The organism is Nitrosomonas ureae (genome assembly GCF_900206265.1).
In the GTDB taxonomy this organism is placed as follows: Bacteria; Pseudomonadota; Gammaproteobacteria; order Burkholderiales; family Nitrosomonadaceae; genus Nitrosomonas; species Nitrosomonas ureae_C.
Window position 1 is genome coordinate 238,248 of sequence record NZ_LT907782.1, and the last position, 25,639, is coordinate 263,886.

Consider the following 25,639-nt stretch of genomic DNA (forward strand, 5'->3'; position numbering starts at 1 on the left):
GTTTTTCTTCTTTATCTGTAGTGCTGTAACGCAACACAGATAGCTTCTCAATGGTTTTGTCAACTATTACGTTTTCTAGGGAATATCTATGTCAAATCAGATTCTGGTTTTTCTTCTTGATACCATTTTGGGATTATTTTCTTTGGCATTATTGCTGCGTTTTTATTTTCAATTATTGCGTGTTCCTTACTACAATCCGGTATCTCAGTTTTTGATCGCCGTGACTGACTTTATTGTAAGGCCTACCCGTCGTTTTATTCCCGGCTGGGCAGGGATTGATTTATCTACATTGATGCTTGCCTGGTTACTGGAATGTGTCGTCGTGACCATCATGTATGTGATGCAAGGGTATGACTTTGAGGCTAATATTATTACCTCATCAGGGGTAATTGGATTGCTGGGTATTGTCGAAATTATTAAAACGACCCTGTATATTGTATTGGTGATGATTATCGTGCAAGCTGTTCTGTCCTGGGTTAATCCGCACAGTCCGCTGGCGCCATTGTTGGACAGTTTTACGCGCCCATTCCTCAGTGTTTTTCGTAAATATATTCCGCCTATTGCTAATGTAGATTTGTCGCCATTATTTGTGCTGATTTTAATTCAAGTACTGTTAATGTTGATTGCAGGGGTACATGTGGAAATCGCTGCAATGCTGTTATAGAAATGCCGCAAATGAGTTGGTATCGATATGATGGAACAAACAATCTTGTTCTGACACTGCATATTCAGACTGGCGCGAAAATTACTGAAGCCGCAGGCTTACTCGAAGGTGCTCTTAAAATAAGACTTGCAGCTGCGCCTGTGGAAGGTAAGGCAAACTCGACATTGATTAAATTTCTTGCAGCGCAGTTCGATGTGCCGATCGGACAAATAAGATTGAAACAGGGTGGCAAATCACGCCATAAAGTAATCGTGATCCATCGATCTGTGCATGATCCAAGAGTATTGTTTAATATAGGAGGGATTATTAATGAATAACTCATCTGATAAAATACGATGGATTTGATTTTATGGCGTCACGCCGAAGCTGAGGAAGGTTCTCCCGATGCGGCTCGTAAGTTGACCGCGGAAGGATTAAATCAGGCGAAGTGTATGTCGGATTGGCTTAAATCTAAATTGCCGAAAAATACTAAAGTGATAGCAAGTCCTACGCAGCGTACACAGCAAACAGCAACGGCACTATGCTCCGATTTTATAACGGAAGCTGCGGTTGGCCCAGGTGCAAATGTACATGATATTCTTACTGTGGCTGACTGGCCTAATTTCCAGGGAGCGATTGTAATTGTTGGTCATCAACCCACATTGAGGAATGTGGCCAGTTATCTGATTCCAACTATTCCTGTAGCGTTGAGTGTGAAAAAAGGTTCTGTTTGGTGGATTCGATATCAGAAAAATAAGAGAGGATTTGAACCAGTATTGCATACTGTGATCTACCCTGAGATGTTGGGAATAAATTGAGGTTAATATCGTACTTATTGACGCTGTATATGCCTAGAATAATTCTGTTCAATAAACCCTACGGTGTGATTTGCCAATTCACACCAACATGTGGACATCGATCGCTGCAGGATTTTATACCTTTCGCAGGTTTTTATCCTGCGGGTAGATTGGATGCCGATAGCGAAGGCTTAGTGTTATTAACAGATAATGGTAAGCTGCAGGATAAAATTTGCAGTCCAAAGTATAAACTACCTAAAACTTATTGGGTTCAGGTGGAAGGTAAACCCGATGATGTCGCACTCAATGCTATGCGCCGTGGTATAGTTCTCAGTGATTTTAAAACAAAATCTGCGCAGGTAAGCTTGATGAATGAACCTAGTTTTATCTGGGATAGGCAACCCCCCATTCGTTTTCGCAAGAGTATTCCGACTACTTGGTTATCTTTGATCCTTAAGGAAGGGAAGAATCGTCAGATAAGACGGATGACGGCGGCGGTATTTTTTCCTACATTGCGATTAATTCGTTATGCAATTGGTCTGCATACACTGAAGGGTATTGCACCAGGAGAATGGCGTATGCTTGCTGCTTCTGATATAAACTAAGATGAGTACTGCCAGTCTTTTTCTGAAATTTTTATAACAACGAGTTTCTGCTAAGGATTAGAGTATGATGTCTTATTTGAATATATCTACTTGTGAATAGCAAACTGAAAAGATTGATATTTCTTTTCAGATAAGTGATAGTGTAATATTTTAACTGAAAGTGATCGGTACCGAATAAAGAGGTAAAGTATGTAGTAGTTTTTTGATACAAATAAAAGGGATTGATTGAATTAAATATTGATGTATAAAATGTAATTTTTTATTGGATAGGCCTATGCTATGTTGTATCGGGTCTTTAACAGGATGATAACCATATGATTTATGATTTTCTTAATTTAATTTCGGGTGTGGTGGATATGCCGTGGTGGGGTTATATTGTTATTACCCTGATTTTTACACATATTACAATTGCTGCTATTACAATTTATTTACACCGTCATTCGGCGCACAGAGCTTTGGAGTTACACGCCATACCAAGTCATTTTTTTCGTTTCTGGCTCTGGCTGACGACTGGAATGGTTACAAAGGAATGGACAGCAATTCATCGCAAGCATCATGCAAAGTGTGAAACCAAGGAGGATCCACATAGTCCGGTTGTTTACGGTATCGAAAAAGTATTAGCAGAAGGTTCGGAACTCTATAGAGCAGAAGCTAAAAATGCGGAGACTCTGAAGAGATATGGTTACGGTACTCCTGATGATTGGCTGGAGCGTAATGTGTATAGCAGGCATAGCGCCAAAGGCGTTGCGCTTATGTTGATTATTAATGTGATTTTATTTGGTCCGATTGGGATTACTATTTGGGCTGTTCAAATGTTATGGGCTCCTGTTTTTGCTGCAGGTATCATTAACGGTGTTGGTCATTATTGGGGATATCGTAATTTTCAAGCGGAAGATGCCAGCAAGAATATTGTTCCTTGGGGTATTTTGATTGGTGGAGAGGAGTTACATAATAATCATCATGCATATGCGACATCTGCACGCTTATCGAATAAGTGGTATGAGTTCGATATCGGTTGGATGTATATTCGAATTTTGGAAATGCTGGGGCTTGCAAAAGTCAAAAAGGTTGCGCCTAAATTGCGTATTGATCAGGCGAAAACTCAATGTGATTCAGATACCTTGCAAGCTGTTATTTCTCATCGATATGAAGTTCTTGCAAAGTATACGAAATCATTAAAAGCAACTTTTTCAAAGGAAATGATTCATTTGAAAGAAGCAACAATTCACTATGGAGTGGACAGTTCTACTTTAAAGCGCTGGGTTCTGGCCGATTCTAAAACCTTGCAAGATCATGAGCGCGAGAAGCTGACCCAAGTGCTCAGTAACGCTAAAACTCTCGATAAAGTCTATACTATGCGAGATGAGTTAGCTCAGATATGGCAAAAATCTACTGCCACAACGGAAGAATTGGTTAAACAATTGGAAGATTGGTGTCGACGTGCGGAGGAGAGTGGAATTGAAGTACTGAGAGTATTCTCTCAGCGACTACGATGTTATGCTTGATGTTCTGAAAAGACGAAATTAAGCCCGCATATGCGGGCTTTTTTTATTATTACTTCAGTTTTGTTTCTTTATATAGGACATGTTTACGTACAACCGGATCAAATTTCATAAATTCCATTTTTTCAGGCTTAGCCCGTTTGTTTTTAGTGGTCGTATAAAAATGCCCCGTTCCAGCTGAGGATTCAAGTTTTACTTTTTCACGCATAACGACGATAACTCCTTGATTGATCTTCTTGGCAGGTCTTTAAATGTTTTTTCCTTCTAATCGCATTTTAACCAATACTGCATCTATACCATTCTTATCGATAGTACGAAGTGCCGCATTGGTTAACCGCAGCTTAATCCAGCGATTCTCACTTTCAACCCAGAATTTTCGGTGTTGCAGATTAGGTAAAAAACGTCTTTTGGTTTTATTGTTTGCGTGAGAAACATTATGACCAGACATTGGTTTCTTGCCCGTTACTTCACATACTCGTGCCATATAGCGCACTCCAGAATTCTTAAAAAGAAGAATTATATCCTGATTTGAAGCATTTGCTCAAATTAAATCATGTTCGGAAAATGAAAGAGCAGTGCCGTTACCTACAATAAAGTGATCCAATACTTGAACGTCAACTAGAGACAATGCTTGTTTTAAGGATTGAGTTAATACTTTATCGGCATGACTAGGTTCGGCAATGCCCGAAGGATGATTATGCGCAAAGATAATTGCAGCTGCATTATGATATAAGGCACGCTTGATAATTTCCCTGGGGTAAACGCTGGCTTGCGTCAATGTCCCACTAAATAATTCTTCGGTAGCAATAGCATGATTCTTTGCGTCAAGAAAAATGCCAATAAATACTTCGTGTTGTTTATTTGCCAAGCTCAGTCGTAGAAAATCTCGAACCAGTCTAGGTGAATTCATGGCATTACCGCACTTTAGCTCTTCACCTAAGGCACGGCGAGCCATTTCTAATACCGCTTGCAATTGAGCATATTTAGCCATACCCATTCCGGGAAGTTGACAAAAATTTGGCTGACTGGCTGCAAAAACATTGGTTAAGCTGCCAAAATGTAAAAGTAATTCTCTTGCGAGATCTACAGCACTTTTACCGCTAATGCCGGTACGTAAAAATATAGCCAATAGTTCTGTATCAGAAAGTGTTGAAGCACCTTTCTGTAACAGTTTTTCACGTGGTCGTTCAGATACGGGCCAATTTGTAATTGCCATAAGCTATGATGTGGTACACAGTGATGTAAAATAAGACTAGGGTTTGTCATTAGCGTTATTAGTGAAGCTAACGTGACTAGCCATTATTGATAGGATACGGCATTAGTGCGATCAAATTGAGTCGAAGGAATGTTTTAGTATGTATTCTAGGTAATTTATCGTATTACAAAATTAAATTTATTCGAGATATCATTTGTAATGAAAATAGGAGCATCGACTGTATCAAAGAAGCGTTTGCTGTTGGGGGTAACCGGCGGTGTGGCCGCTTACAAAACAGCGGAATTGGCGCGCCTATTAACTCAGCATGGAATTAATGTGCAGACAATAATGACCGAAGCAGCTTGTCGTTTTATGGGTCCCGCAACTTTCCAGTCATTGACTGGAAATTCTGTTTACACTGATTTGTGGAAAACCAATGCCGCGCATAATATGGCGCATATTGATCTATCCCGCAACGCCGACATGATTTTAGTGGCTCCAGCCAGCGCAAATTTTATAGGTAAGCTTGCCAATGGATTGGCAGATGATTTGCTATCGGTATTATGCATAGCACGTGATTGTCCGCTCATGATAGCACCGGCAATGAATCGTCAAATGTGGGAGAGTCCTGCAACAAGGCGTAATTTGTCATTGTTACGTCAGGATGAGGTAAAAATAATTGGTCCAGCCTGTGGCGAACAAGCTTGTGGTGAAATAGGGATGGGGCGCATGGCAGAAGTAAGTGAACTGGTAGAAGCGGTGCAAATTGCTTTCCAAGCTGGTACATTATTACAGGGTAAAAATATTTTGGTGACAGCCGGGCCTACTTATGAAGCGATTGATGCTGTCCGAGGAATTACCAACAATAGTTCGGGAAAAATGGGATACGCTGTTGCTAAAGCTGCATTAGAAATGGGCGCAAGAATTACTCTGATTTCCGGGCCAACGTGTTTATCACCGCCTAAAGTTGATAAGTTTATTTCAGTAGTAAGTGCAGAAGAAATGTTGCATGCGGTACAAGCAGAAGTATCGCAAGCTGATATTTTTATCAGTGTCGCTGCTGTGGCTGATTACCGTGCCGCAAGCATCAAGCAACAAAAACTAAAAAAATCGCCCGCCAATCTGTTGATTGAATTAACCCCTAATCCGGATATTCTGATGACAGTATCTACATCACCCAATCCGCCTTTTTGTGTTGGTTTTGCAGCGGAAACAGAAAATCTCGAGAAGAATGCAGCGGCGAAAAGAAATAAGAAAAAATTACCTTTGCTAGTTGCCAATCTGGCTCAGGATGCGATTGGTTCCGATGAGAATGAGCTAATTTTGCTGGATGACGAAGGCAAACATGTCCTTCCCAAGGCAGCAAAAATTGCACAAGCGCGGCGTCTGATGACGCATATTTACTCACTGTATGACAAACTTAAGAAAAATGATGAAAAGAATTGATATCAAAGTTCTCGATGATCGTTTAAATGAACAATTTCCAGCATATGCGACGCCAGGCTCAGCCGGTTTGGATTTGCGTGCGTGTATTGAGCACCCATTGACGATCAATCCAGGAGAAACTAATCTCATTCCAGCGGGTATCGCAATACATTTAGCGGATACTGGATTGGCGGCACTGGTCTTGCCACGCTCTGGATTAGGCCATAAGCATGGAATCGTACTAGGAAATTTAGTAGGCTTGATTGATTCAGATTATCAAGGGCAAATTCTGGTTTCTTGCTGGAATCGTAGCCAAACAGCTTTCTTCCTTAATCCACTGGAGCGAATTGCTCAACTTGTTGTGGTTCCCGTGATTCAAGTAGCGTTTAATCGAGTAGACAGTTTTGACTATAGCCACCGTGGTGAAGATGGGTTTGGCAGTACAGGGAAGCATTGATAAACTATTTTTGTTCTTATCGAGACTAGTGGTTTTTCTAATACTGCCGATTCAAATATGAAGTGCAACGCCTGATGTGAAGAATAGCTGATTAGGTGTTCTGTATCCAAGCCGTTTTCTAAGCCGATTGTTCAATCTTTCCATTGCTGTATTTATCTCCTGTCGTGTAATCGTGGTGAAGTCGCTGTTTTTGGGGAAGTGCTGCCGAATTAGTCCATTGGTATTCTCGTTCGTTCCTCGTTCCCATGAAGCGTAAGGGTGGGCGAAATAGAAGTCCGCGTCCAGTTGTTTGCTGATCTCCTCGTGTCCGGCGAATTCCCGCCCGAATCGTATGCACCCGTTTTTGGTGTGGCTTGAGCAGGTGAGTGGTTGCTTTTATCACTGCCTCGGCGGTCTTCCGCTCCACCTTGCGAATCAGCGTGTATCCCGTCTTTCGCTCGACCAGGCTGACGATGGCCTGCCGGTGGTTCTTGCCGATGATGGTATCTGCTTCCCAGTCGCCGATACGACTTCTAGCATCGACGGTAGCCGGACGTTGCTCAATGGATTGGCGGTTGGGGATGATGCCGCGCCGGTCTGTCTTGCCATAACGCTTTCGGCGCTGCTTCTGACAGCGCAGATTCTTCCACAGAATGCCACCGTTTCGTTTGTCAGCATAAACCCTCTGGTACACTGTCTCAATGCTGATATCCGCATAGTTGCTGATCGGGTCTGGGCTCCATTGCAGCATGTTTCTCTTGCGCAAACCGCCAAGTTGCATCGTCTATCGCCCGCGCATTGATGGCTTTCCGCTCGACTGCTTTGTTATGCGCCTGGTTGGGGCGATAATAGCTACGCGCCCCGCGGTTACGGGCTAACTCTCGGCTAATAGTTGATACGCTTCGGTCAATGACGGTGGCGATCTCGCTTTGTGTGTGTCCCGCTTTCTTCAAGACGTATATCTGGTATCGCTCTTCTCGGGTTAGGTGTGTGTAGTTCATCTTTGCAATTTCGACTGGCTGGTCAAAAAGGCTCAGATGCTACCGAATCCAACCCCCCTGACCTGCGTTATTCAAAATTGCACTTCAAACTTGAATCCGCTTCAAGAAACTTCACATTAACTTGCACATGATGTCCCGATTTGTTTTTCATGACGAATTGTTGGGATCGATCTTTTGGGCTGACGGTTTGGGAGGCGGTTGAGGCCGTGGCGCTTTAATACTCTATATGTACGCCACCAGGAGATATCTCGACACGGGACGCATAAGCTCGCTTCCATTGATAAAACGTATCTCTTGGAATACCAAAATGCCTGCAGGTGAATGCAACATTGCCAGATGCGGCGGCGTGTTCGAATACTTTAGTTTACGAGAAATATCTCTTTGTGCTTGTAGATTTATCAACGACTTCTTGAAAACAATTCAATTTATCAAAACTGTCAACCGAAGTCGTAATATTCATAGATTAAGAGTCTCTTAATGAAAGCGTGGTAGCATTCCCTTGATTCCACGCATCATTTTTGCCATTCCCCCTTTATTCATCATCTTCATCATTTTCCTGGCTTGTTCAAATTGTGCTAGCAAGCGATTAACCTCTTGTACGGATACGCCTGCACCTGAGGCTATTCGGCGCTTTCTTGAGGCTTTCAAAATTTCTGGCTTTGCACGTTCTTGTTTGGTCATGGAATTAATAATACCTTCTGTCCGGTTAATTATTTTATCGTCCACTTTAACGTTTTGTGCCGCCTGACTAAATTGAGCAGGTAGTTTATCCATGAGGGCGCTCATTCCACCCATATTGCGCATCTGCTGAAACTGTGCTTTGAAATCATCAAGGTCAAATGCTTTACCCGATTTCATTTTTTTCATCAATTTCTCAGCTTCCTGCTGATCGGCGCTACGTTGAGCTTCCTCGATCAAACCGAGTACGTCACCCATACCCAGAATGCGGGATGCCATTCGATCAGGATGAAATGCTTCCAGGCCTGTCAATTTTTCTGCAATACCGGAAAATTTGATGGGTTTTCCCGTAATATGCTTGACAGACAACGCAGCGCCGCCACGTGCATCACCGTCAAGCTTGGTGAGGATGACGCCGGTTAATGGCAGCGCGTCAGAAAATGCTTTGGCAGTATTCACCGCATCCTGGCCTTGCATTGCATCAACAACAAACAAGGTTTCAATGGGGCGCAAAAGTGTTTCAAGCTCGCGGATTTCCTGCATCATTGCCTCATCAATACCTAACCGGCCCGCGGTATCAACAATCATAACTTCATGATGGTGTCTACGTGCATAATCTAATGCAGCGGAGCCAATTTGTCCGGGCTTCTGTCCTTCTTGAACAGGAAAAAAATCGGCACCGACCTGATTGGCTAGAAGTTCAAGTTGATGAATTGCAGCTGGACGATAAATATCACAGGAAACTAGCAATACTTTCTTCTTTTTGTTTTCCATCAGCCACTTGGCCAGTTTTCCGCTGCTAGTGGTCTTGCCGGCACCTTGCAGTCCTGCCATGAGAATAACTGCAGGCGGGACTGTGGCAAGATTAAGATCAGCCTTTTCTCCACCTATGATGGCAATTAATTCTTGATGAACCACTCCAACTAGAGTCTGTCCTGGAGTGAGGCTAGTCATCACTTCATGGCCAATAGCTTTTTCTTTGACGCGCGCGATGAAATCTTTGACTACTGGTAAAGCCACATCCGCTTCCAGTAACGCTAAGCGAACTTCTCGCAAAGCATCCTGAATATTACTCTCGGAAAGCCTTGCTTCGCCGCGTAATGTCTTGATAACTCCACTGAGTCGATGAGTGAGATTGTCAAACATATTTAAGCCCCATAAATCAATAATTAGAGAACAAAATAATAATCCATCTTAATAAATATCAGGATCAGGTCTTTGAATTTGCTAAAGTGCCATGTAGACTAAACAATTATTTCGGCATATCAAATTTGAACTGTCAATGATCAGCATTTTAACTTATCTCGCGGCCTTTTTGCTTTATATACTGATTGGTTGGTTTTTTTGGCGAAATACATGGGGTCAAACGGCATCCAGAACGAATGATTATGTATTGGTGAAAGCTACATGGGGGCATTATGCGATGATTGTTCCGTTGCTACTGCATGCCCTAATACTTTATCAATCCATGTTTGTTGGTTCAGGACTTAGTTTTGGCTTGAGTAATGCGATCTCATCCATTGTTTGGTTGACGACTTTCATTTATTGGTTCTCAGGATTTTTTAAACGTTTAGAAGGATTGCAGACTTTGGTTGCGCCTATCGCAGGAGTAGCGGCTATAGCAGTATTGCTGCCATTGTTTTTCCCATCTTTGCGTCCGCTTGAGAATACTGAATTGCCAGCCTTCAAAGCGCACTTGCTGGTTGCAATGATGGCTTATAGCTTGCTGACAATAGCGGCATTACACGCATTGTTAATGACAGTAGTCGAACGCCAATTGCACCATCCCGCATCACGTTCAGTATTTCCCAATTTGCCACCGCTGCTGGCAATGGAAAAATTGCTGTTTCATATTATCTGGGTTGGGTTTATCTTACTCACGTTGACGCTCATGAGCGGTATCGTATTTTCGCAGGAAGTATTTGGTCAATCGCTGACGTTTTCTCATAAAACCCTATTTGGCTTTATCTCCTGGGGGGTTTTTGCAGCGTTATTGATAGGTAGGCAATTCTATGGGTGGCGAGGGCGTATTGCAATTCGTTGGACATTAATCGGATTCATTATATTATTACTAGCTTATATCGGCAGTAAATTTGTGCTGGAAATCATATTGAATCGCTAGATAATGAAGTCACGAGATTAGAACTATGAGATTCTTGTAAAAACACAGGGATTTCATATGACATATTCACACCGCAGACATGACATATCAGAGGAAGTATGGGCGCAGCTAGAGACACATCTGCCTGGACGCCAAGGCGTTTGGGGAGGGCTGGCCAGAGATAACCGGCAATTCATCAATGCTGTTTTCTGGATTATGCGCACGGGTGCGCCATGGCGGGATTTACCGCCGGATTATGGCGATTGGAGCAATACGCACCGTCGTTTTATTCGCTGGCGCGACAAGGGCATCTGGGAAAAATTACTGGAAGTGCTGATTGACGACCCGGATTACGAATGGCTGATGATTGATGCCAGTCATTGTAAGGTACATCCTCATGCTGCCGGAGCCAGATGCGGGAATCAAGACATGAGCGGCACAAAAGGGGGCTCAATACCAAGATACATCTGGCCGTGGATGCGCATGGTATGCCGGTCAGAGTTTTTATTACACAAGGTACCACAGCGGATTGCACGCAGGCTGGCCGCCTGATCGAAGGGCTTGATACGGATTATTTACTGGCGGATCGCGGTTATGACAGCAATGCGATTATTGAACAAGCAAGAAAACAGAGCATGGAAGCTATAATTCCTCCAAAGAAAAGCCGTGCAGCGCAAAGGTTCTACGATAAGGCATTGTATAAATTGCGGCATCTTGTAGAAAATGCTTTTCTGCACCTCAAGAGATGGCGCAGCATCGCCACAAGATACGCCAAAAATACCACCTCTTTTCTCGCCGCTGTACAAATCAGATGCATCGCTCTCTGGGCAAATATCTCGTGACTACACTATCTAGCATGATAACAGGCTTTCACGCATATCCACCCAGCGTATCTTTTCTCTTCCTTGTTAGTGCGCTGGGTTCTTTTTTTGATTCAAGATATCACCAGCTTGCAGCCCAGAGCTTCAACTACCTTTGCGATGGTGGCGAATTCCGGCTTTCCTTGTCCGCTCAGAGATTTGTAAAGACTTGCGCGGCTAACTCCGGCAAGTTTTGCCACTTCGGTCATCCCTTTGGCCCTGGCGGCCGTGTTTAACGCGTGGATGAATTCAGTGGCGGTAGCGTTGGCTGCGGATTCTTGCAGGAAGGCGCGAATGTCTTCATCTGTTTTGAGATGTTCTGCGATATCGAACGGGATAATTTTTTCGGTCATATCTTAATCCTCCAGTTTATTCATAATCGCCTTGGCTTTTTCAATATCCTTGGCCTGAGTGCTTTTATTTCCGCCTGCCAGCAGCAAGACGCTTTGCTGGTTGCGGATAGTGAAATACAGGCGGATGCCGCTGCCAAAGAAACAACGCAGCTCAAACAATCCATTAGCGATAGCTTTGTGATCGCCCAGGTTGCCCGCAGTAACCCGATCAAGCCGTTCAAGCAGTTTGATGGTTGTCGTTTTGTCCAGTTTCTTAAACCACTGGCTGAATGTTTGGGTAATTTGCAGTTCGTATTTCATGTGATAATTGTATCCTATAGGATACGATTTTACAATAGGATGCAGTGATAAAATCACCAGCTAATGATCCTATTCTTGAATTTTCAGAATCCGCTCGTAATTCCGGTCTTGAGATAAAAGGCAATATGGAAAGATCCATCACTGTGAGATGGCGGGTGATAAAAAAGGCAAGAAAAATGGATGGTATGTGCTTTTTCTCGATGGAGTTCAGGCGGGATCATTCGGCTCATGGCGTACTGGCCAGATAGCTAATTGGTGTGCTAAGTCATCAGGCGAACTGAATGCCGATGAGGTGAAGGAAAATAAGTGACGCATAGCGGCCGCGCGCGCTTTGAGGGAAAAGGAGGAAGCTTTGCTTCGGGCTGTGGCTAAGAGTAAAGCTGAGAAAATTTGGAATCGTGCGCGTGCGGGTTCTGTTGAGGTTGAGCATGATTACCTGGTCAAGAAGGGCATCAGGCCAAGCGGTGCTAAGCAAATCAGGAATACGCTGGTATTGCCGGTGCGTGATATTGATGGTGAGATGTATTCGCTACAGTTTATTACTCCGGATGGTGCTAAACAATTTCTGAGCGGCGGGCGGAAAAAGGGGTGTTTTTGCATTCTGACTTCCAGTAGCAATCTCGACGTAATTTATGTTACTGAGGGATGGGCTACCGGTTGCAGTGTAAAACAATCAATCGGCGGTAATGTGGTGGTCTGCTTTGATGCGGGTAATTTACTGCCTGTTTGCAATGCGCTGCGGGGGAAATATCCTGATTCCAAGATCATTATTTGTGCTGACGATGATTTCAATATGGATGGCAATCCCAGTATAACAAAAGCTAGCGAAGCTGTTGCAGAAATAAATGGATTTGTGGTCAAGCCTGAATTTGGTGCTGATCGTGCGGTGCATGAAACTGATTTCAATGATATGCATTAGCGGCTTGGTGTTGATGCGGTGCGGTCATGTATCGTAGGAGAAAAATCAAACATCATTGACTTCTCTGAGCGTAAACCCTGACGTAATTATGACGTAAAAGTTAACGGCAACTAAGTATAAAACAGTAGAAAAGGTTTAGATTTCGGAACTCAGCAAGGCGTTAAACCCGCTTGAATATTGAGTTTTATTAATCTCTGCGGGTTTAATTCCCCGCCCCCTTGGGGCGAAAGCTGGTTGAAAACCAGCAGATTGTAGAGCGCAGTTAATACCCCGCTGCTTGCGGCGGGGTGCTTTATTAAAAGATGGAAAAAGTATTAAACGTTATTTTGTAAAATGGTGCCCGGGGCCGGAATCGAACCGGCACGGGCGTTTTAGGCCCGAGGGATTTTAAGTCCCTTGTGTCTACCAATTTCACCACCCGGGCGATAGGTTTTTTAGATCGATTTTTTGGAGGCGGGGGTCGGAATCGAACCGGCGTAGACGGCTTTGCAGGCCGCTGCATGACCACTCTGCCACCCCGCCATTATTACATGATTTTCAGCATGCTGTGAATCTTACGGGAAAAACCTGCATCACAGGCTATTCGATTTCCGGCAATAAAAAACCTTACATTACCATTCTCACTAGAAAATGGAGCGGGAAACGAGGCTCGAACTCGCGACCCCAACCTTGGCAAGGTTGTGCTCTACCACTGAGCTATTCCCGCACTTTGAAGTTATTATATGATTTGAATCGCTTCAGAAACAAAGGGTGGATTATAGAGATGCTGCGCGTTTTGTCAAGAAAATGCAGGTAACCGGAATGGACAATCAATTGTTTATTATTTGTCACCAATGCGAAACCTAGTGCCGATATAGAATTGATAGACCGATATTTGTCTACTAAAATACTATTTCTGTGATTAAAAGCACCGGAATTTTTACCGGGCAATACAAGAGATTCTGTAAGCATGATATTGTGGCAGACTTCAGGAGCTTACTTCCCGATAAGAAATCATAACTGCAAGAATTTATTTCTTTCTGGAGATGGATTTCAGAACAAAGATAATGCTTGCTGATGAAACCCTTATGATTTGTTATTTTTTGAGTAAACGATCTCCACGTTCTCAGTTCTAAAATGTGTATTTAATGACTGCAGCAGATCGTCATGCAAATGTACCCGCCAATCATTTCCCAACTCCAGTTCACCGCTGGCTATGTTATTGCGATAGACGACTGTAATGGGGCAGAAATCTGTAATGGATTTTTGCGTTTGAGTGGAAAATGGTATCAACAGTTTTCTAAGACCGGATAATTGATCGAGGGTGAGGAGATTGCAGTAAATTTTGATTTGTTTGGCGAAACGCGAGCGTATTGCGGCGAGATTATACAGCCGCTCAGCGGTAATTCTTAATCCGTCTTCTTCGTCTCCGTTGTATCCGCGCATGCTTATTTTAGCTTCTGCAATTAAAAGTTGATCCTCTTTTAACCAAGTACGATTCGCATCGAAGAGCTCACTAAAAATAACCACTTCTATTCGTGCCTTGCCATCGTCCAAACTGATGACTCCCATTTTTCCGCGGCGCGTCATTTGTGTGCGAATCGAGTGAATGATGCCGGCGAGCAGTTGCGGCTCACGCTGCGGGTTTAGCCGGTCAAGTCGGGTACAAATAAAGTGCTTCAGTTCTGAAGCATAGGTGTCAAATGGATGACCGCTAAAATAATAGCCTAGACCGATTTTCTCCTGATGCAGTTTTTCTCGATCGTGCCATGATTCCGCTTGAATCAGTTGTGGTTGCATCTGTGCATCGTTGCTCGTTTCACCAAATAAATTGATTTGATTGGAAGATTGACTTGCCTGTTCGGCGGATTCTATGGCTAAGCCGACTGAAGCCATTAAGCTGGCGCGGTTGGGATTGATGATATCAAACGCACCAACACGGATTAGCGATTCCATCACACGGCGATTGGCGATCCGCCGGTCGACACGATTGCAGAAATCAAATAAATCGGTGAATGTTCCAGTTTGTCGGCGTACTGCGATGATCGAATTGACTGCGGATTCTCCGGTACCTTTGACTGCGCCAAGACCGAAGCGGATGTTTTTGCTATCCACTGGAATGAAACGGTAGTCGGAAAGGTTAATATCGGGTGGCAGAATTATTATTCCATTGGCAATGCTGTCTTCAACAAAAATATGTACTTTATCCGTGTCGTCCATATCGGCGGACAAACAAGCCGCCATGAATTCTGCCGGATAATGCGCTTTCAGGTAAGCCGTTTGGAACGCAATGAGCGCATAAGCCGCAGCGTGTGATTTATTGAAGCCATAGCCGGCAAATTTTTCCATTAAACCGAACAATTCAGTAGCTTTATCTTCACTCAAACCGTTATTGATTGCACCGGAGACAAAAATGTCACGCTGTTGCGCCATTTCCTCGACCTTCTTCTTGCCCATCGCGCGGCGTAGTAAATCCGCGCTGCCAAGACTGTAGCCGCCAATGACTTGCGCGATCTGCATGACTTGCTCCTGATAAATCATGATGCCATAAGTCGGCCCCAGAATCGGTTCCAGGCGTGGATCAAGATATTCAATCTGTTTTCTACCATGTTTGCGATCAATAAATTCAGGAATCAGATCCATCGGGCCGGGGCGATATAATGCAACCAGCGCGATAATATCTTCAAAGCGGTCCGGTTTTGCTTTCTGTAGCAGATCGATCATGCCCCGCGACTCGAATTGAAAGATGCCTACAGCATTCCCTTTGCGCATTAATGCATAAGTTGCATCATCATCCAATGGTAAGGTTTCCAGTGAGAAAAGCCGGGATTCGGGAGAGTCGATATTTGGATGTAATTGACGGATATACCCGACCGCACGATCCAGGATTGTCAATGTGCGTAATCCAAGAAAATCAAATTTCACCAGACCGATTTTTTCAACATCATCCTTATCCAGCTGGCTGACGACGGAATCACCGGACTCGGTGCAGTAGATTGGGCAAAAATCGGTAATTTCGCTTGAAGCGATAAGCACCCCTCCGGCATGCATACCGACATTGCGTGTGATGCCCTCGAGGCTTTCCGCTAATTCCAGGAGATTGTGGACATCTTCTTCTTCTTCGGCCCGCTGATTGAGTTGAGGTTCGAGTTGGCGCGCTTTTTTTAAAGTCATACCGATCTCGAACGGTATCAACTTGGCCAGCTGATCGACAAAATTGTACGGTAAGTCCATAACCCGGCCAATATCACGAATTACGGCTTTAGCAGCCATTGTGCCAAACGTGGCGATTTGAGAGACCTTCCCGATTCCGTAACGCTGCTTGACGTATTCGATAACCAGTTCACGCCGGTCCTGGCAAAAGTCAATGTCAAAATCGGGCATTGAGATACGTTCGGGATTCAGAAAACGTTCAAACAGCAAGTCATAGCGTAATGGATCAAGATCGGTAATTCCAAGTGAATAGGCTACCAATGAACCGGCTCCGGAACCACGTCCGGGGCCTACCGGTACATTGTTATGCTTGGCCCAGTTGATAAAATCGGCGACAATCAGAAAATATCCGGCAAATCCCATCTGGATAATGGTATTGACCTCAAATTCAAGGCGGGATTGATACTGGGTGATTCTGGCATTACGCACTTTTGCATCGGGAAATAAGCTTGTCATGCGTTTTATCAAGCCAATTTCAGCCTGGCTTCGCAGGTATTGATCCAGGCTTTCGTTATTAGGCGTAGGAAATAATGGAAGCCGGTTTACACCCAATTCCAATACCAGATTACAGCGCTTGGCAATTTCGATTGTATTCGTCAATGCGGCAGGAATATCGGCAAACAGCTGTGTCATTTCAGCTTGGGTTTTGAAATATTGTTGTTCCGTAAAATTTTTTTGACGGCGTTTATCTTCCAGGATATATCCTTCAGCAATACAAACACGCGCTTCATGCGCTTGATAATCTTCCGCATTGAGAAATTGCACCGCTTGCGTCGCTACGACGGGCAAATTGAATTTCTTGGCCAGAGCGAGCGAATGCTGTATCAGCATTGCTTCATTGGCATGGCCATCACGCTGAATCTCAAGATAGAAGCGATCTGGAAACAGATTCGCCCATTTTTGTACCTGAATTTCGGCTTGTAATATATTATTTTGTAACAGCGATAATCCGATGTCACCTAAACGTGCACCTGATAAAGCAATGAGTCCATCCGTACCCCAATCATCGGATTGTAGCCATGATTCTTTGATCTCGGCTCTGTTTTGAGATTGGTTCTCTCGGTAGGCACGTGACAGTAGGCGGGACAATAACAAATAACCTGCATGTGTCTGACATAGCACTAGTAATCGAATCGGCTTGCTTCGATCGGATTCATTCGCGATCCAGATATCACATCCAAGGATTGGTTTAATCCCGTTTTTGTATGCAGCTTGGTAAAATTTTACCAACCCGAAAAGATTGGCAAGATCCGTCAATGCCAGTGCCGGCATTTGGTCGGCTACAGCTTTTTTAACGACATCATGAATACGTATGGTGCTATCCAGAATGGAATATTCGCTGTGCATCCGTAAATGAATAAAAGCTGGTTTGATGGGCATGATGTTACAATTAATCTGTGATAACTTTGTCATTAATACAGTTTTGAGCGCTATTTTACATTATGTTGAAATCACCCGAACTTTTACTTCCTGCTGGCTCCTTGGATAAGATGCGCATTGCTTATGCATTTGGTGCCGATGCCGTATATGCAGGACAACCGCGTTATTCATTGCGCGCACGTAACAATGATTTTGCTTTGGAACAGATTAAAACAGGTATTGCGGAAGCGCATGCTTTAGGAAAGAAGTTTTTGGTGGCCAGCAATGCGATGCCGCATAACGCCAAAATTAAAACTTACCTGGATGATATGGCACCTATTATTGCGATGAAACCGGATGCGCTGATTATGGCCGATCCTGGGTTGATTATGATGGTGCGCGAAAAATGGCCGGATGTACCGATTCATCTGTCGGTGCAAGCCAATACGGTCAATTATATGGGGGTTAAGTTTTGGCAGAAAATAGGGTTGACACGAGTAATTTTGTCGCGCGAATTATCGTTGGATGAAGTGGCGCAAATTCGTGATTATTGCCCCGATATGGAACTTGAAGTTTTTGTTCATGGTGCACTGTGTATTGCGTATTCCGGACGTTGCTTGTTGTCAGGCTATTTCAATCACCGTGATCCGAATCAAGGTACTTGTACGAATTCTTGCCGCTGGGACTATAAAGTGAAATCCGCTGAGGAAAATTCAAGTGGTGATATTCAGGAAGTCGGGAAAATTGATTTTGATTTTGGCCAAGCGATGCAGCAATCCGAGCAATCAAGCATGACGAATGGATGCGGCTCGATTACGCGGCATCCTGCCGCCGATCAAGTCTATCTGATCGAGGAAAAGGAACGGCCTGGTCAATTAATGCCGATCATGGAAGATGAACATGGCACGTATATCATGAATTCCAAGGATTTACGTGCGGTCGAGCATGTTGAGCGCCTGGTTAAAATTGGCGTTGATTCATTGAAAATAGAAGGGCGTACCAAGTCCTTATATTATGTAGCGCGTACGGCCCAAGTTTATCGCAAAGCAATTGATGATGCTGTGGCCAGAAAACCGTTTGATTTTGCTTTGTTGGGTGAGCTGGAAGGATTGGCTAACCGTGGCTATACCAGCGGTTTTTATCAGCGGCATAACACGCATGAAACGCAAAATTATTTACGCGGACATTCTGAATCCAATCGTAGTCAGTATGTTGGCGATATTACTGGTTTTGATACAGCGAGCGGTATGGCCGAAATACTGGTGAAGAACCGTTTTCAGGTGGGCGATCGCCTAGAGATTATTCACCCGGCGGGTAATCAAGTGGTGGAGTTGTCGCACATGCTGGATTCAGCCGGGCGTCCGGTACAGATTGCACCTGGCAGCGGCCATCGGGTCAGAATACCGTTAGCCGGGAATGTAGAGAACGCTTTTGTCACTCGTTTCTTCTGAAAAATGATACTGACACTGATAATGAAAAAAACTAAGTATTTTTTTAGGCAACCAATCCAATTTTCCTGGGAACGGGCCTTGCATGAATCCGGCGTGACCGCCTTCTTCGGGAAATTCCAACGTAACCGCTGAAGATACCTCATTTTGATCCGGCAATACTGATGCGGGCATGAAAGGATCATTCCGAGCGTTAATTACTATCGTAGGCACTTTGATATGGGGCAGCCATTGTTTGCTGCTGGAATGCTGCCAATAATCGTCAGTATCACGAAAACCATGTAGTGGTGCTGTTACCAGATTATCAAAGTCATAAATCGAAGCACATTTCTTGAGTGCCGTGGCGTCAAATAAGTCGGGAAATTGTTCTAATTTATCGAGCGCCTTGTTTTTGAGGGTGTTGAGAAAGTGTCGCGTATAAATTTGATTAAACCCTTTATCCAGAGCTGAACCTGCCGCAGCCAGATCCAGCGGTACAGAAACGGTTGCAGCGCCTGTTACGAGCTCGCATGCACGTTCACCTTGTTCACCCAGCCATTTCAGTAGCGCATTACCACCCAGTGAAACACCCATCACAAAAACCGGTCGTACACTGTTAATTGCTTGTTTTTGATGGGTGATGCGCCGCAGCATCCAATCAATCTCAGTAGAATCACCGGCATGATAGGCGCGGGATAACCGGTTCGGTGTACCGGAACAGCCACGAAAATGAATGACGGCACTGCGCCATCCGTGGTTCTTTAACTCATTGATCATGCTTAATATATAATGACTTGAAGATCCTCCCTCCAGACCATGGAAAAATATTACCAAAGGTGAATCCACAGACCCATCGGTCCAGTCGACATCAACAAAATCCCCATCTTCGAGCTCCCAGCGTTCACGTCGGTATGTAAACAGCGGCGCTGGCTTGTTAAAGTAAGGATAAAGCGTTTGTATATTCCCACCGGGTAGCCAGGATGGCGCCTTATAGCGGTTTGTATACAAGGGAATGGATGTTTTAAACATTTTTATTATTATTTGTTGCGTTGCGATATTCAGTGCATTTTATTATTGTAATCGATAAAACTATTGGCATTGTCGTCACAGGGTTGATTGCGAATTAGAAGTACTGATTTGTAGGTTACTACGCCAGGATAGTCAACTTGAAATAGGAAAGTGCTATCCGGCGCAGTCATTAGAGATGGGTGCTGCTGATAAGAATGATGTCTATCCGAGCATATCAGAGTATGCCGGTCTATAGTGCTTACCCAGCGTGTTATGTGCATTTGAAGCATAACGTGGAGGTATAAGCAAAAAAGTAGATAAACCATCAAAAGCTGAGCAAATGGGTGAGGCACTCCAGCAATCCATCCGAGTCCGAACGATGACAAAAATAAAAAATGCTGATTAAGAATGTAATGAGGGACAACAGGAGTAAAGCAACGGAAATTTGTAAGTTCTTTTGCTCATATTTTGCTTTTATCGCATTTGCAATCTCATCATAGGATTTGTCGGATATATCTATTTTGGCCTTTGGAATGACAGGGATTTCATCCACCATTGGATTAATTTTCTGCTCTGCTTTCTTTATGCTGGGTGAAAATGGCTGTTCGGTATTGGTATTGGTACTGTTGCTAGTAGCTCCAGGTACGACTGTTTCTTGGGTTGATTGGTCAGCTATATCTTGCGATTCCTGCTTCTTTCTTTCTTCGTTGTTGAGCATAATGATGTAATGAAATACATCAGTGATCAACCCCATCCGTTGTGTAGCCTCATAAACATCTTTTGCATCGATTGCAGATTTATTGCGTTCGTATGCAACATTGAACGATCTGTCGCACAATGAGTTAATGGTGCGCGGTGTTCCACCGGCACTGAAAGCGATTGAAATGGCTTCCCATCCAGTGGCGGAAATTAAATTCGGATTGCCTCCTGCGACCTGGATACGATGTGTAATATATTTTAGTACACCATCGGTAGTCATTTTTCCTAACGATTCAAGTGCGGCAATTCGTTGCTTGAATGGAATCATTTCTGGTTTGTTGATTTTTTCCATCAGCTCATCCTGACCAAGAAGCAATAACTGAATAAGTTTGATGGATCCTTCTTCAAGATTATTTAATAGACGAATGCCATTAAGAACATCTTCCGACATCAAATGGGATTCATCGATGATAACCAGACATTTTTTTCCTTCTGCATTGATTGTCATCAAAGCATTCCGAATGTCCCGCATGACAAAGGTTTTTTCAGACGATGTGGGTTGAAGGCCAAGTTCTTGAGCAAGAAATAAATAAAGATCAGTGCTGTTTGCAGGCGGCTCAGCCATCCAAATTAATTTAATGCTTTCCGGGAAGTCGGCTTTTATCATTTGACTCAACGTTGTTTTGCCAGAGCCAATAGGTCCCGTCACGACGATTAATCCACGACCGCTTTGTAAAGAACCGGATATTTGCTTACGAATGCGTGCATGATCTCCGTGGTCATAGAAAAATAACGGATCCGGTACATTCTCGAATGGAAGTAATTTGAGGTTAAAGTGCTGGGCATACATATGCATTAGTTGGCTCCCTCTGGAGGCATGAGTTTTACTTCGACTCTACGGTTTTTGGCTCTACCTTCATCGGTAGCATTTGAAACTATTGGCCGTTTGTCGCCATAACCAATAATTGATATTCGCGTCGCGGGTACTCCATGCAAAATCAGTACATTTGCGATGGCTCGAGCGCGACGCCTGGATAAATCCATATTGTCACTGCTAATCTTTCCGGTCGGTATATTGTCGGTATGGCCTTCAATGAGAATGCGACTGTTTGGAGATGCTGATATTTCTTTAATTAAATTATCGATTACCGAATGAGAAACATCATGGATAATGTCTTGCCCGGAACGGAATGTTTTGCCGTCAAATATGGCTAAGATTCGCGGTCTATCTATTACGTCAGGGGGAGGCACGGTATCTATTATTTCTTCTGTCGCTGCAGGTGGATTTTCATCCTGAGAAATTGTTTTTTCTACCTTTTCAGTAAGAATAGTATGCCCATCATCCTGAATCTCCGGTGAGTGAATGAAATCACTTATACTGCGCTCCGACGTCGATGGAGATATCGATGAAGATGTAGGTGCAGAAGTGGATTCAGATATAGAAGGTGTTTCCGGCCAGTTACCTTGATAAATTGTGTCTTGGACTGGAGTTTCCAATGCTTTAAATATCACCACAGCCGACAGGCTAAAAAATACAACGGATAGTCCAATAATAAAAAAACGTACCATGATAATGCGCTCGATTTAGTATGTTGATTAAGCAATTGTAACGGGCTTGTGCACAAGCATTTTAACGTATTGGAAAGTGTTGTGCTTATAGGAATAGAACAAGTTTGGCTTGATTAGCTGTGTACAAAAACAACCTATCCCAGTTCAGTTCTGCAAAATCCGTGCAACAAGATGCAGATTAACATTGTCTCGTACAAATTCACATTCAAACCGGCTAATAAAAGCAATAAATTGTATCTTTTTATCAGATTATCATACTATCATGTCATCAAAACGTTTGTTCCTAAAGGCTTAAATTTACTTGCGAGCATGAGTGTGAGATTTATCACGCAAGTATTCACGGTTAGTGTTGTATATTTTATTAAATCAGTGGGATATCAACTTTTTGTTCGTTTCATGAAATGGAAATAAATGGAAATCCGAGAAAATTTTCTTATTACATAGGGGAGTTAATAACATGATGAAAACTATAGTGTATTTTTCACATTTATTACAAGTGGGCATTGAAACAAGACTATTATTAGGGCTGATGGTGTTTATGCCGATTCTGATCGGAGGTTGCAGTATCGGCGACAAAATCGACAAATTAACAGATAAAGTAAGTGATGTCGCGGGAGATACCGTGGCGACATTAGATAACGCGATTGATGCCCTGGATCGAAACTCTGCTTCCTGGCAGTCCGTGTTGCAAGATACTACGACAAAACTGACCGATGAAGCCCAATCCACGGTACGCAATGAAGTTTCGGATTTGCTCAACCGCAGCGTAGCTGCTACGGGAAACGAGTTGCGTTGCAACGTGGATTTTATTGGCACACGTGTGCGTCAGGCTTTGGCGCGAATTCGTGCACGACTACTGCATCAATCGATACCTCCCGTTGAGCCGGCGTTATGCCATGTGGTGCCTGCAGCTGTCGATATGGCATTGGATACAAGCCGCCGCAACAAGTTGGAGTTTTTCGGTTATGATTTCGATACGACACCTATTAAGGTAACGCTACACAATAAATCGGGTGTAATGGATGTTTCTTCCGAACTTGATCGATTGACTCATTATCATATGACGCTCAATCTTGGTGCAAATGGGGTTCCTGTATCCAGCGCCAGTGATCGACTAACCCTGGAATGGCAGAATCGTCCTATCTCCAGTATCGCCGTGATTCAGCCGGCTACGCCAGTATGCCGTGAAAAAACAGAAACATACGAGCGCAATACATATTTATCCTTTACACCGCCTCATACGCGCGGTGATAAAGAATTCAGCGGGCATGGCCCTGAAGTATGGGCGAATGCACGTTGGAGTAACGAAGGTACGCACGTCAATTTCCGGCTTTGGATGAAAGCGCAGGAAACGCGTAGCGATTGGACTACTGCAGAGGGTGAACGCACTGATGTCTACTATACGCCACCGCCCGGATGGCGTATTGACAGCATAGCTAATAGCCTGGAAAGCACGGCTCATTATATTGATACCGATCATAACGATGATCGTCAAGGTGGCGGTCCGAATGGGCCGGTGAAAGAGTTTAAATTCCGGGGGGATCGCAGTGGTGATGATGCGGGTAGCTATACTGGCGTCGATGTAACTTTTAATCCGCTTGTAGTGAAATTAGTGGAAGTGGCTAATTGTGCCCCGGCATCGGCAATCAAATCATTGCAGATAAAGGATCTGATTGCGCCTTCTACAATCAAGCGTCTGCAACCCATGATGTTGAAATTGAAGCCATAGCGATAAGCTTTATGGTCAAAATTTAATCTGTGCGAATTCAATTCCTCGCTCCGTGGAGTGAAAGCTGATTGAAAACCAGCAAATTGTAAAACGTAGTTAATGCCCCGCCACCACGCTAGTGGCGGGGTACTTTATGTGGTTTTGTTGCATTGTGCTGAAAGCAATAAACTAATCCACTTACAGAGTCGATGGTCGGATTTTTATCTTTTCGTTTGCTCCGCGGTGTATTTAGGCGCTACATAGTGGGTGACTATAGGTTCGCTGCCGTTTATGAGCAGTGTACGAAGTTCTGCTTGCAAAATACGATCTGCATGAGTTACGCGTTCGTGTTGACGGAGATGTTCGAGCCAGGAATCGACGCTAAAGGATTCAATAAAGTGATTCGGCTTCTCAGTATGCTCAAACACGCCCCAGGCAAAAGCGCCATCGCGGCGACGGCGCTTACTGAGCTCACGTATTATAGTTAAGAATTTGTTTTTCTTATCGCTTTGAACCGCATACTGAATCGTTATCAGAACCGGTCCGCGATCATGTGTCACGCTATCGTGCACCATGGGAGTCGGCCAGTGCATCGAGGGTGTGAGGTCGACTTTCTCGATGCCACCGATGTGCCAGCGCCAAGTAAGCAATACAGTAATCACTGCACCGACTGCCGCCGTTATCAGTGCATCCGAAATACTTGTCATTTCTGCGATCTTGCCCCACAACAAACTACCGGTTGCCATGGCGCCCATAAAAGTTGCCATAAAAACAGCAAGCCCACGCGATCGCACCCAGCTAGGAAGCGCCATCTGCGCTGCTACTTGAAGTGATGATAAGACGGCGATCCACGCAATACCGCTCACACCCATCGCCAAACATAAAAAAATCAGCTGCTCGGCGATTGCTAACGCAAACATGGCAAATGCGTATGCGATTGTCGCTAATGCGACCAGCATATCGCGTGAAATTTTTTCACGTAGCCTGGGCAGCAAGAGAGCTCCAACGATTGCTCCAGCGCCCATGGAGGCTACTAAGATACCAAATGTTTGCGGTCCGCTATTTTCCAGGTGCTTGACTAATAGTGGTAATAGAGCCCAGGAGGCACTGGCAAATAGAAAAAAACCGAATCCGCGTATGATGGCAGCTTGGAGGTCTGGTGCATGGCGTGTGAAGCGGAAGCCAGAACGGAGTGCACTAAAGAATCGCTCGCTAGGTAATTCGTTGATCGGTGCCTCGCGCCGCCAGAGAACCAAAGCGAAAATGACAAGGCAATACGTAAGCGCATTCAAAACAAACACTGCGCCGGTTCCGGCGTAAGATACGATTATTCCAGCCAATGCCGGACCAATCGTACGTGCTGCGTTGATGCCAAGACTATTCAATACAATAGCAGATTGTAATTCGTTTCTGGGCACAAGCTCCGGCGTTATTGCTGCCCAGGCTGGCATCATCATTGCTGACCCGATCCCCATCGCAAATGTCAGGGCGATCAGACTCCATGCCGAGGTGATACCTGTTAGTGTCATAAACCCCAGTAATCCGGCGACCAGCGCCAACCATAACTGCACCACGATAAGATAGCTGCGCCGATCGACGATATCAGCCAAGGCACCGGCTGGCATGGCTAATAAAAAAATGGGTAACGTGGTAGCAGTTTGGACTAACGCCACCATGACGGGTGTCGGTGAAAGTGTGGTCATTAACCAGCTAGCACCGATATCGTGCATCCAGGTTCCGATATTCGATACGAGCGTTGCCACCCAGAGCATACGAAAAACGGGAATCCTGAATGGAGACCAAGCCGACGTTGTACTGACCAAGCCGCTTAACCTTTTGCTTGTATTCTAAAAAACTCAAAA

At 44.2% G+C, this 25,639-nt stretch carries 24 protein-coding genes, 3 tRNA genes and 2 pseudogenes; 13 read left to right on the forward strand and 16 right to left on the reverse strand.

Annotation, left to right across the window (positions count from 1 at the left end; translation table 11 throughout):
• The first annotated feature begins 88 nt into the window (after positions 1-88).
• The 5 genes from CPG39_RS01055 (at position 89) to CPG39_RS01075 (ending at position 3,550) form a co-directional block, all read left to right on the forward strand.
• A complete protein-coding gene (locus CPG39_RS01055; RefSeq protein WP_096291646.1) occupies positions 89-664 on the forward strand; it encodes a YggT family protein in 576 nt (191 codons plus the stop codon).
• An 11-nt stretch (positions 665-675) separates the two neighbouring features.
• Complete coding sequence (locus CPG39_RS01060; RefSeq protein ID WP_096294214.1) at positions 676-981, forward strand: DUF167 domain-containing protein; 306 nt, start codon at positions 676-678, stop codon at positions 979-981.
• 18 nt (positions 982-999) lie between these two features.
• Positions 1,000-1,461 carry a SixA phosphatase family protein gene (locus CPG39_RS01065; protein ID WP_096291647.1) on the forward strand — a complete coding sequence of 154 codons (462 nt, stop codon included), beginning with the start codon at positions 1,000-1,002 and terminating at the stop codon, positions 1,459-1,461.
• Positions 1,462-1,490: 29 nt separating this feature from the next.
• Positions 1,491-2,045, forward strand: a complete 555-nt coding sequence (locus tag CPG39_RS01070) for a pseudouridine synthase (RefSeq protein WP_096291648.1) — start codon at positions 1,491-1,493, stop codon at positions 2,043-2,045.
• 314 nt (positions 2,046-2,359) lie between these two features.
• Positions 2,360-3,550 carry a fatty acid desaturase gene (locus tag CPG39_RS01075; RefSeq protein ID WP_096291649.1) on the forward strand — a complete coding sequence of 397 codons (1,191 nt, stop codon included), beginning with the start codon at positions 2,360-2,362 and terminating at the stop codon, positions 3,548-3,550.
• A 49-nt stretch (positions 3,551-3,599) separates the two neighbouring features.
• On the opposite strand, the gene rpmG is transcribed toward CPG39_RS01075, so the two are convergent.
• Genes rpmG through radC form a run of 3 tightly spaced genes read right to left on the reverse strand, consistent with a single transcriptional unit; the run spans position 3,600 to position 4,763 of the window.
• On the reverse strand, positions 3,600-3,755 hold the full coding sequence (gene rpmG, locus CPG39_RS01080) for a 50S ribosomal protein L33 (RefSeq protein ID WP_013647381.1): 156 nt from the start codon (positions 3,753-3,755) through the stop codon (positions 3,600-3,602).
• A gap of 39 nt (positions 3,756-3,794) precedes the next feature.
• Entirely contained in the window at positions 3,795-4,031 is a 237-nt protein-coding gene (gene rpmB / locus CPG39_RS01085) for a 50S ribosomal protein L28 (RefSeq protein ID WP_013647382.1), read from the reverse strand.
• A 57-nt stretch (positions 4,032-4,088) separates the two neighbouring features.
• Entirely contained in the window at positions 4,089-4,763 is a 675-nt protein-coding gene (gene radC, locus CPG39_RS01090) for a RadC family protein (protein ID WP_096291650.1), read from the reverse strand.
• Positions 4,764-4,961: 198 nt separating this feature from the next.
• On the opposite strand from radC, the gene coaBC reads away from it, so the two are divergent.
• Together coaBC and dut are read left to right on the forward strand one after the other, a co-directional pair.
• Entirely contained in the window at positions 4,962-6,188 is a 1,227-nt protein-coding gene (gene coaBC / locus CPG39_RS01095) for a bifunctional phosphopantothenoylcysteine decarboxylase/phosphopantothenate--cysteine ligase CoaBC (protein WP_096291651.1), read from the forward strand.
• Positions 6,175-6,624 carry a dUTP diphosphatase gene (gene dut, locus CPG39_RS01100; RefSeq protein ID WP_041362245.1) on the forward strand — a complete coding sequence of 150 codons (450 nt, stop codon included), beginning with the start codon at positions 6,175-6,177 and terminating at the stop codon, positions 6,622-6,624. The genes coaBC and dut overlap by 14 nt, the downstream gene beginning before the upstream one ends.
• Positions 6,625-6,675: 51 nt before the next feature.
• Here the strand turns inward: dut and CPG39_RS01105 are convergent.
• The 3 genes and pseudogenes from CPG39_RS01105 to ffh form a co-directional block, all read right to left on the reverse strand.
• Positions 6,676-7,604: pseudogene (locus CPG39_RS01105) on the reverse strand (IS30 family transposase).
• A 214-nt stretch (positions 7,605-7,818) separates the two neighbouring features.
• Positions 7,819-7,920: pseudogene (locus CPG39_RS14980) on the reverse strand (hypothetical protein); the annotation flags it as partial.
• A gap of 158 nt (positions 7,921-8,078) precedes the next feature.
• The gene (ffh, locus tag CPG39_RS01110) at positions 8,079-9,428 is read right to left on the reverse strand and encodes a signal recognition particle protein (RefSeq protein ID WP_096291652.1); all 1,350 of its coding nucleotides are present in this window, start codon (positions 9,426-9,428) and stop codon (positions 8,079-8,081) included.
• 136 nt (positions 9,429-9,564) lie between these two features.
• On the opposite strand from ffh, the gene CPG39_RS01115 reads away from it, so the two are divergent.
• Both CPG39_RS01115 and CPG39_RS01120 read left to right on the forward strand, forming a co-directional pair.
• Positions 9,565-10,404, forward strand: a complete 840-nt coding sequence (locus CPG39_RS01115; RefSeq protein WP_096291653.1) for a cytochrome C assembly family protein — start codon at positions 9,565-9,567, stop codon at positions 10,402-10,404.
• A gap of 57 nt (positions 10,405-10,461) precedes the next feature.
• A protein-coding gene (locus tag CPG39_RS01120; RefSeq protein WP_096291654.1) for an IS5 family transposase occupies positions 10,462-11,225 on the forward strand; the annotation gives its coding sequence in 2 pieces (ribosomal slippage) (positions 10,462-10,819 and positions 10,819-11,225; 765 coding nt in all).
• Positions 11,226-11,317: 92 nt separating this feature from the next.
• On the opposite strand, the gene CPG39_RS01125 is transcribed toward CPG39_RS01120, so the two are convergent.
• Together CPG39_RS01125 and CPG39_RS01130 are read right to left on the reverse strand one after the other, a co-directional pair.
• Positions 11,318-11,596 (reverse strand): addiction module antidote protein, encoded by a 279-nt coding sequence (locus tag CPG39_RS01125; RefSeq protein ID WP_096291655.1) that lies wholly within the window; start codon positions 11,594-11,596, stop codon positions 11,318-11,320.
• Between the two features lie 3 nt (positions 11,597-11,599).
• A complete protein-coding gene (locus tag CPG39_RS01130) occupies positions 11,600-11,896 on the reverse strand; it encodes a type II toxin-antitoxin system RelE/ParE family toxin (RefSeq protein ID WP_096291656.1) in 297 nt (98 codons plus the stop codon).
• Positions 11,897-11,940: 44 nt separating this feature from the next.
• Here CPG39_RS01130 and CPG39_RS14635 point away from each other — a divergent pair, with 44 nt between their 5' ends.
• Both CPG39_RS14635 and CPG39_RS01135 read left to right on the forward strand, forming a co-directional pair.
• The gene (locus CPG39_RS14635) at positions 11,941-12,144 is read left to right on the forward strand and encodes a hypothetical protein (RefSeq protein WP_145956193.1); all 204 of its coding nucleotides are present in this window, start codon (positions 11,941-11,943) and stop codon (positions 12,142-12,144) included.
• A gap of 116 nt (positions 12,145-12,260) precedes the next feature.
• Positions 12,261-12,815: a toprim domain-containing protein gene (locus CPG39_RS01135; protein ID WP_145956194.1), complete on the forward strand. Its 555-nt coding sequence runs from the start codon at positions 12,261-12,263 to the stop codon at positions 12,813-12,815.
• A gap of 334 nt (positions 12,816-13,149) precedes the next feature.
• Here CPG39_RS01135 and CPG39_RS01140 read toward each other — a convergent pair.
• The 4 genes from CPG39_RS01140 to dnaE form a co-directional block, all read right to left on the reverse strand.
• A tRNA-Leu gene (locus tag CPG39_RS01140) sits at positions 13,150-13,239 on the reverse strand.
• A 24-nt stretch (positions 13,240-13,263) separates the two neighbouring features.
• Positions 13,264-13,337 (reverse strand) — tRNA-Cys (locus CPG39_RS01145).
• Positions 13,338-13,446: 109 nt separating this feature from the next.
• A tRNA-Gly gene (locus tag CPG39_RS01150) sits at positions 13,447-13,521 on the reverse strand.
• Between the two features lie 359 nt (positions 13,522-13,880).
• Complete coding sequence (dnaE, locus tag CPG39_RS01160) at positions 13,881-17,387, reverse strand: DNA polymerase III subunit alpha (RefSeq protein ID WP_096294215.1); 3,507 nt, start codon at positions 17,385-17,387, stop codon at positions 13,881-13,883.
• Positions 17,388-17,449: 62 nt separating this feature from the next.
• Between dnaE and yegQ the strand changes: the two genes are divergently transcribed.
• A complete protein-coding gene (yegQ, locus tag CPG39_RS01165) occupies positions 17,450-18,817 on the forward strand; it encodes a tRNA 5-hydroxyuridine modification protein YegQ (RefSeq protein WP_013647397.1) in 1,368 nt (455 codons plus the stop codon).
• On the opposite strand, the gene CPG39_RS01170 is transcribed toward yegQ, so the two are convergent.
• The 3 genes from CPG39_RS01170 to CPG39_RS01180 form a co-directional block, all read right to left on the reverse strand.
• On the reverse strand, positions 18,773-19,822 hold the full coding sequence (locus tag CPG39_RS01170) for a hydrolase (RefSeq protein ID WP_096291659.1): 1,050 nt from the start codon (positions 19,820-19,822) through the stop codon (positions 18,773-18,775). The two genes, yegQ and CPG39_RS01170, sit on opposite strands and share 45 nt — an antisense overlap.
• A 304-nt stretch (positions 19,823-20,126) precedes the next feature.
• Entirely contained in the window at positions 20,127-21,356 is a 1,230-nt protein-coding gene (locus tag CPG39_RS01175; protein WP_096291660.1) for an ExeA family protein, read from the reverse strand.
• A complete protein-coding gene (locus tag CPG39_RS01180) occupies positions 21,356-22,069 on the reverse strand; it encodes an OmpA family protein (protein ID WP_096291661.1) in 714 nt (237 codons plus the stop codon). Before CPG39_RS01180 ends, CPG39_RS01175 begins: the two co-directional genes overlap by 1 nt.
• Positions 22,070-22,526: 457 nt before the next feature.
• On the opposite strand from CPG39_RS01180, the gene CPG39_RS01190 reads away from it, so the two are divergent.
• Positions 22,527-23,798 carry a hypothetical protein gene (locus CPG39_RS01190; RefSeq protein ID WP_096291663.1) on the forward strand — a complete coding sequence of 424 codons (1,272 nt, stop codon included), beginning with the start codon at positions 22,527-22,529 and terminating at the stop codon, positions 23,796-23,798.
• Between the two features lie 200 nt (positions 23,799-23,998).
• On the opposite strand, the gene CPG39_RS01195 is transcribed toward CPG39_RS01190, so the two are convergent.
• Positions 23,999-25,600: an MFS transporter gene (locus tag CPG39_RS01195; protein ID WP_096291664.1), complete on the reverse strand. Its 1,602-nt coding sequence runs from the start codon at positions 25,598-25,600 to the stop codon at positions 23,999-24,001.
• Positions 25,601-25,639 lie beyond the last annotated feature (39 nt).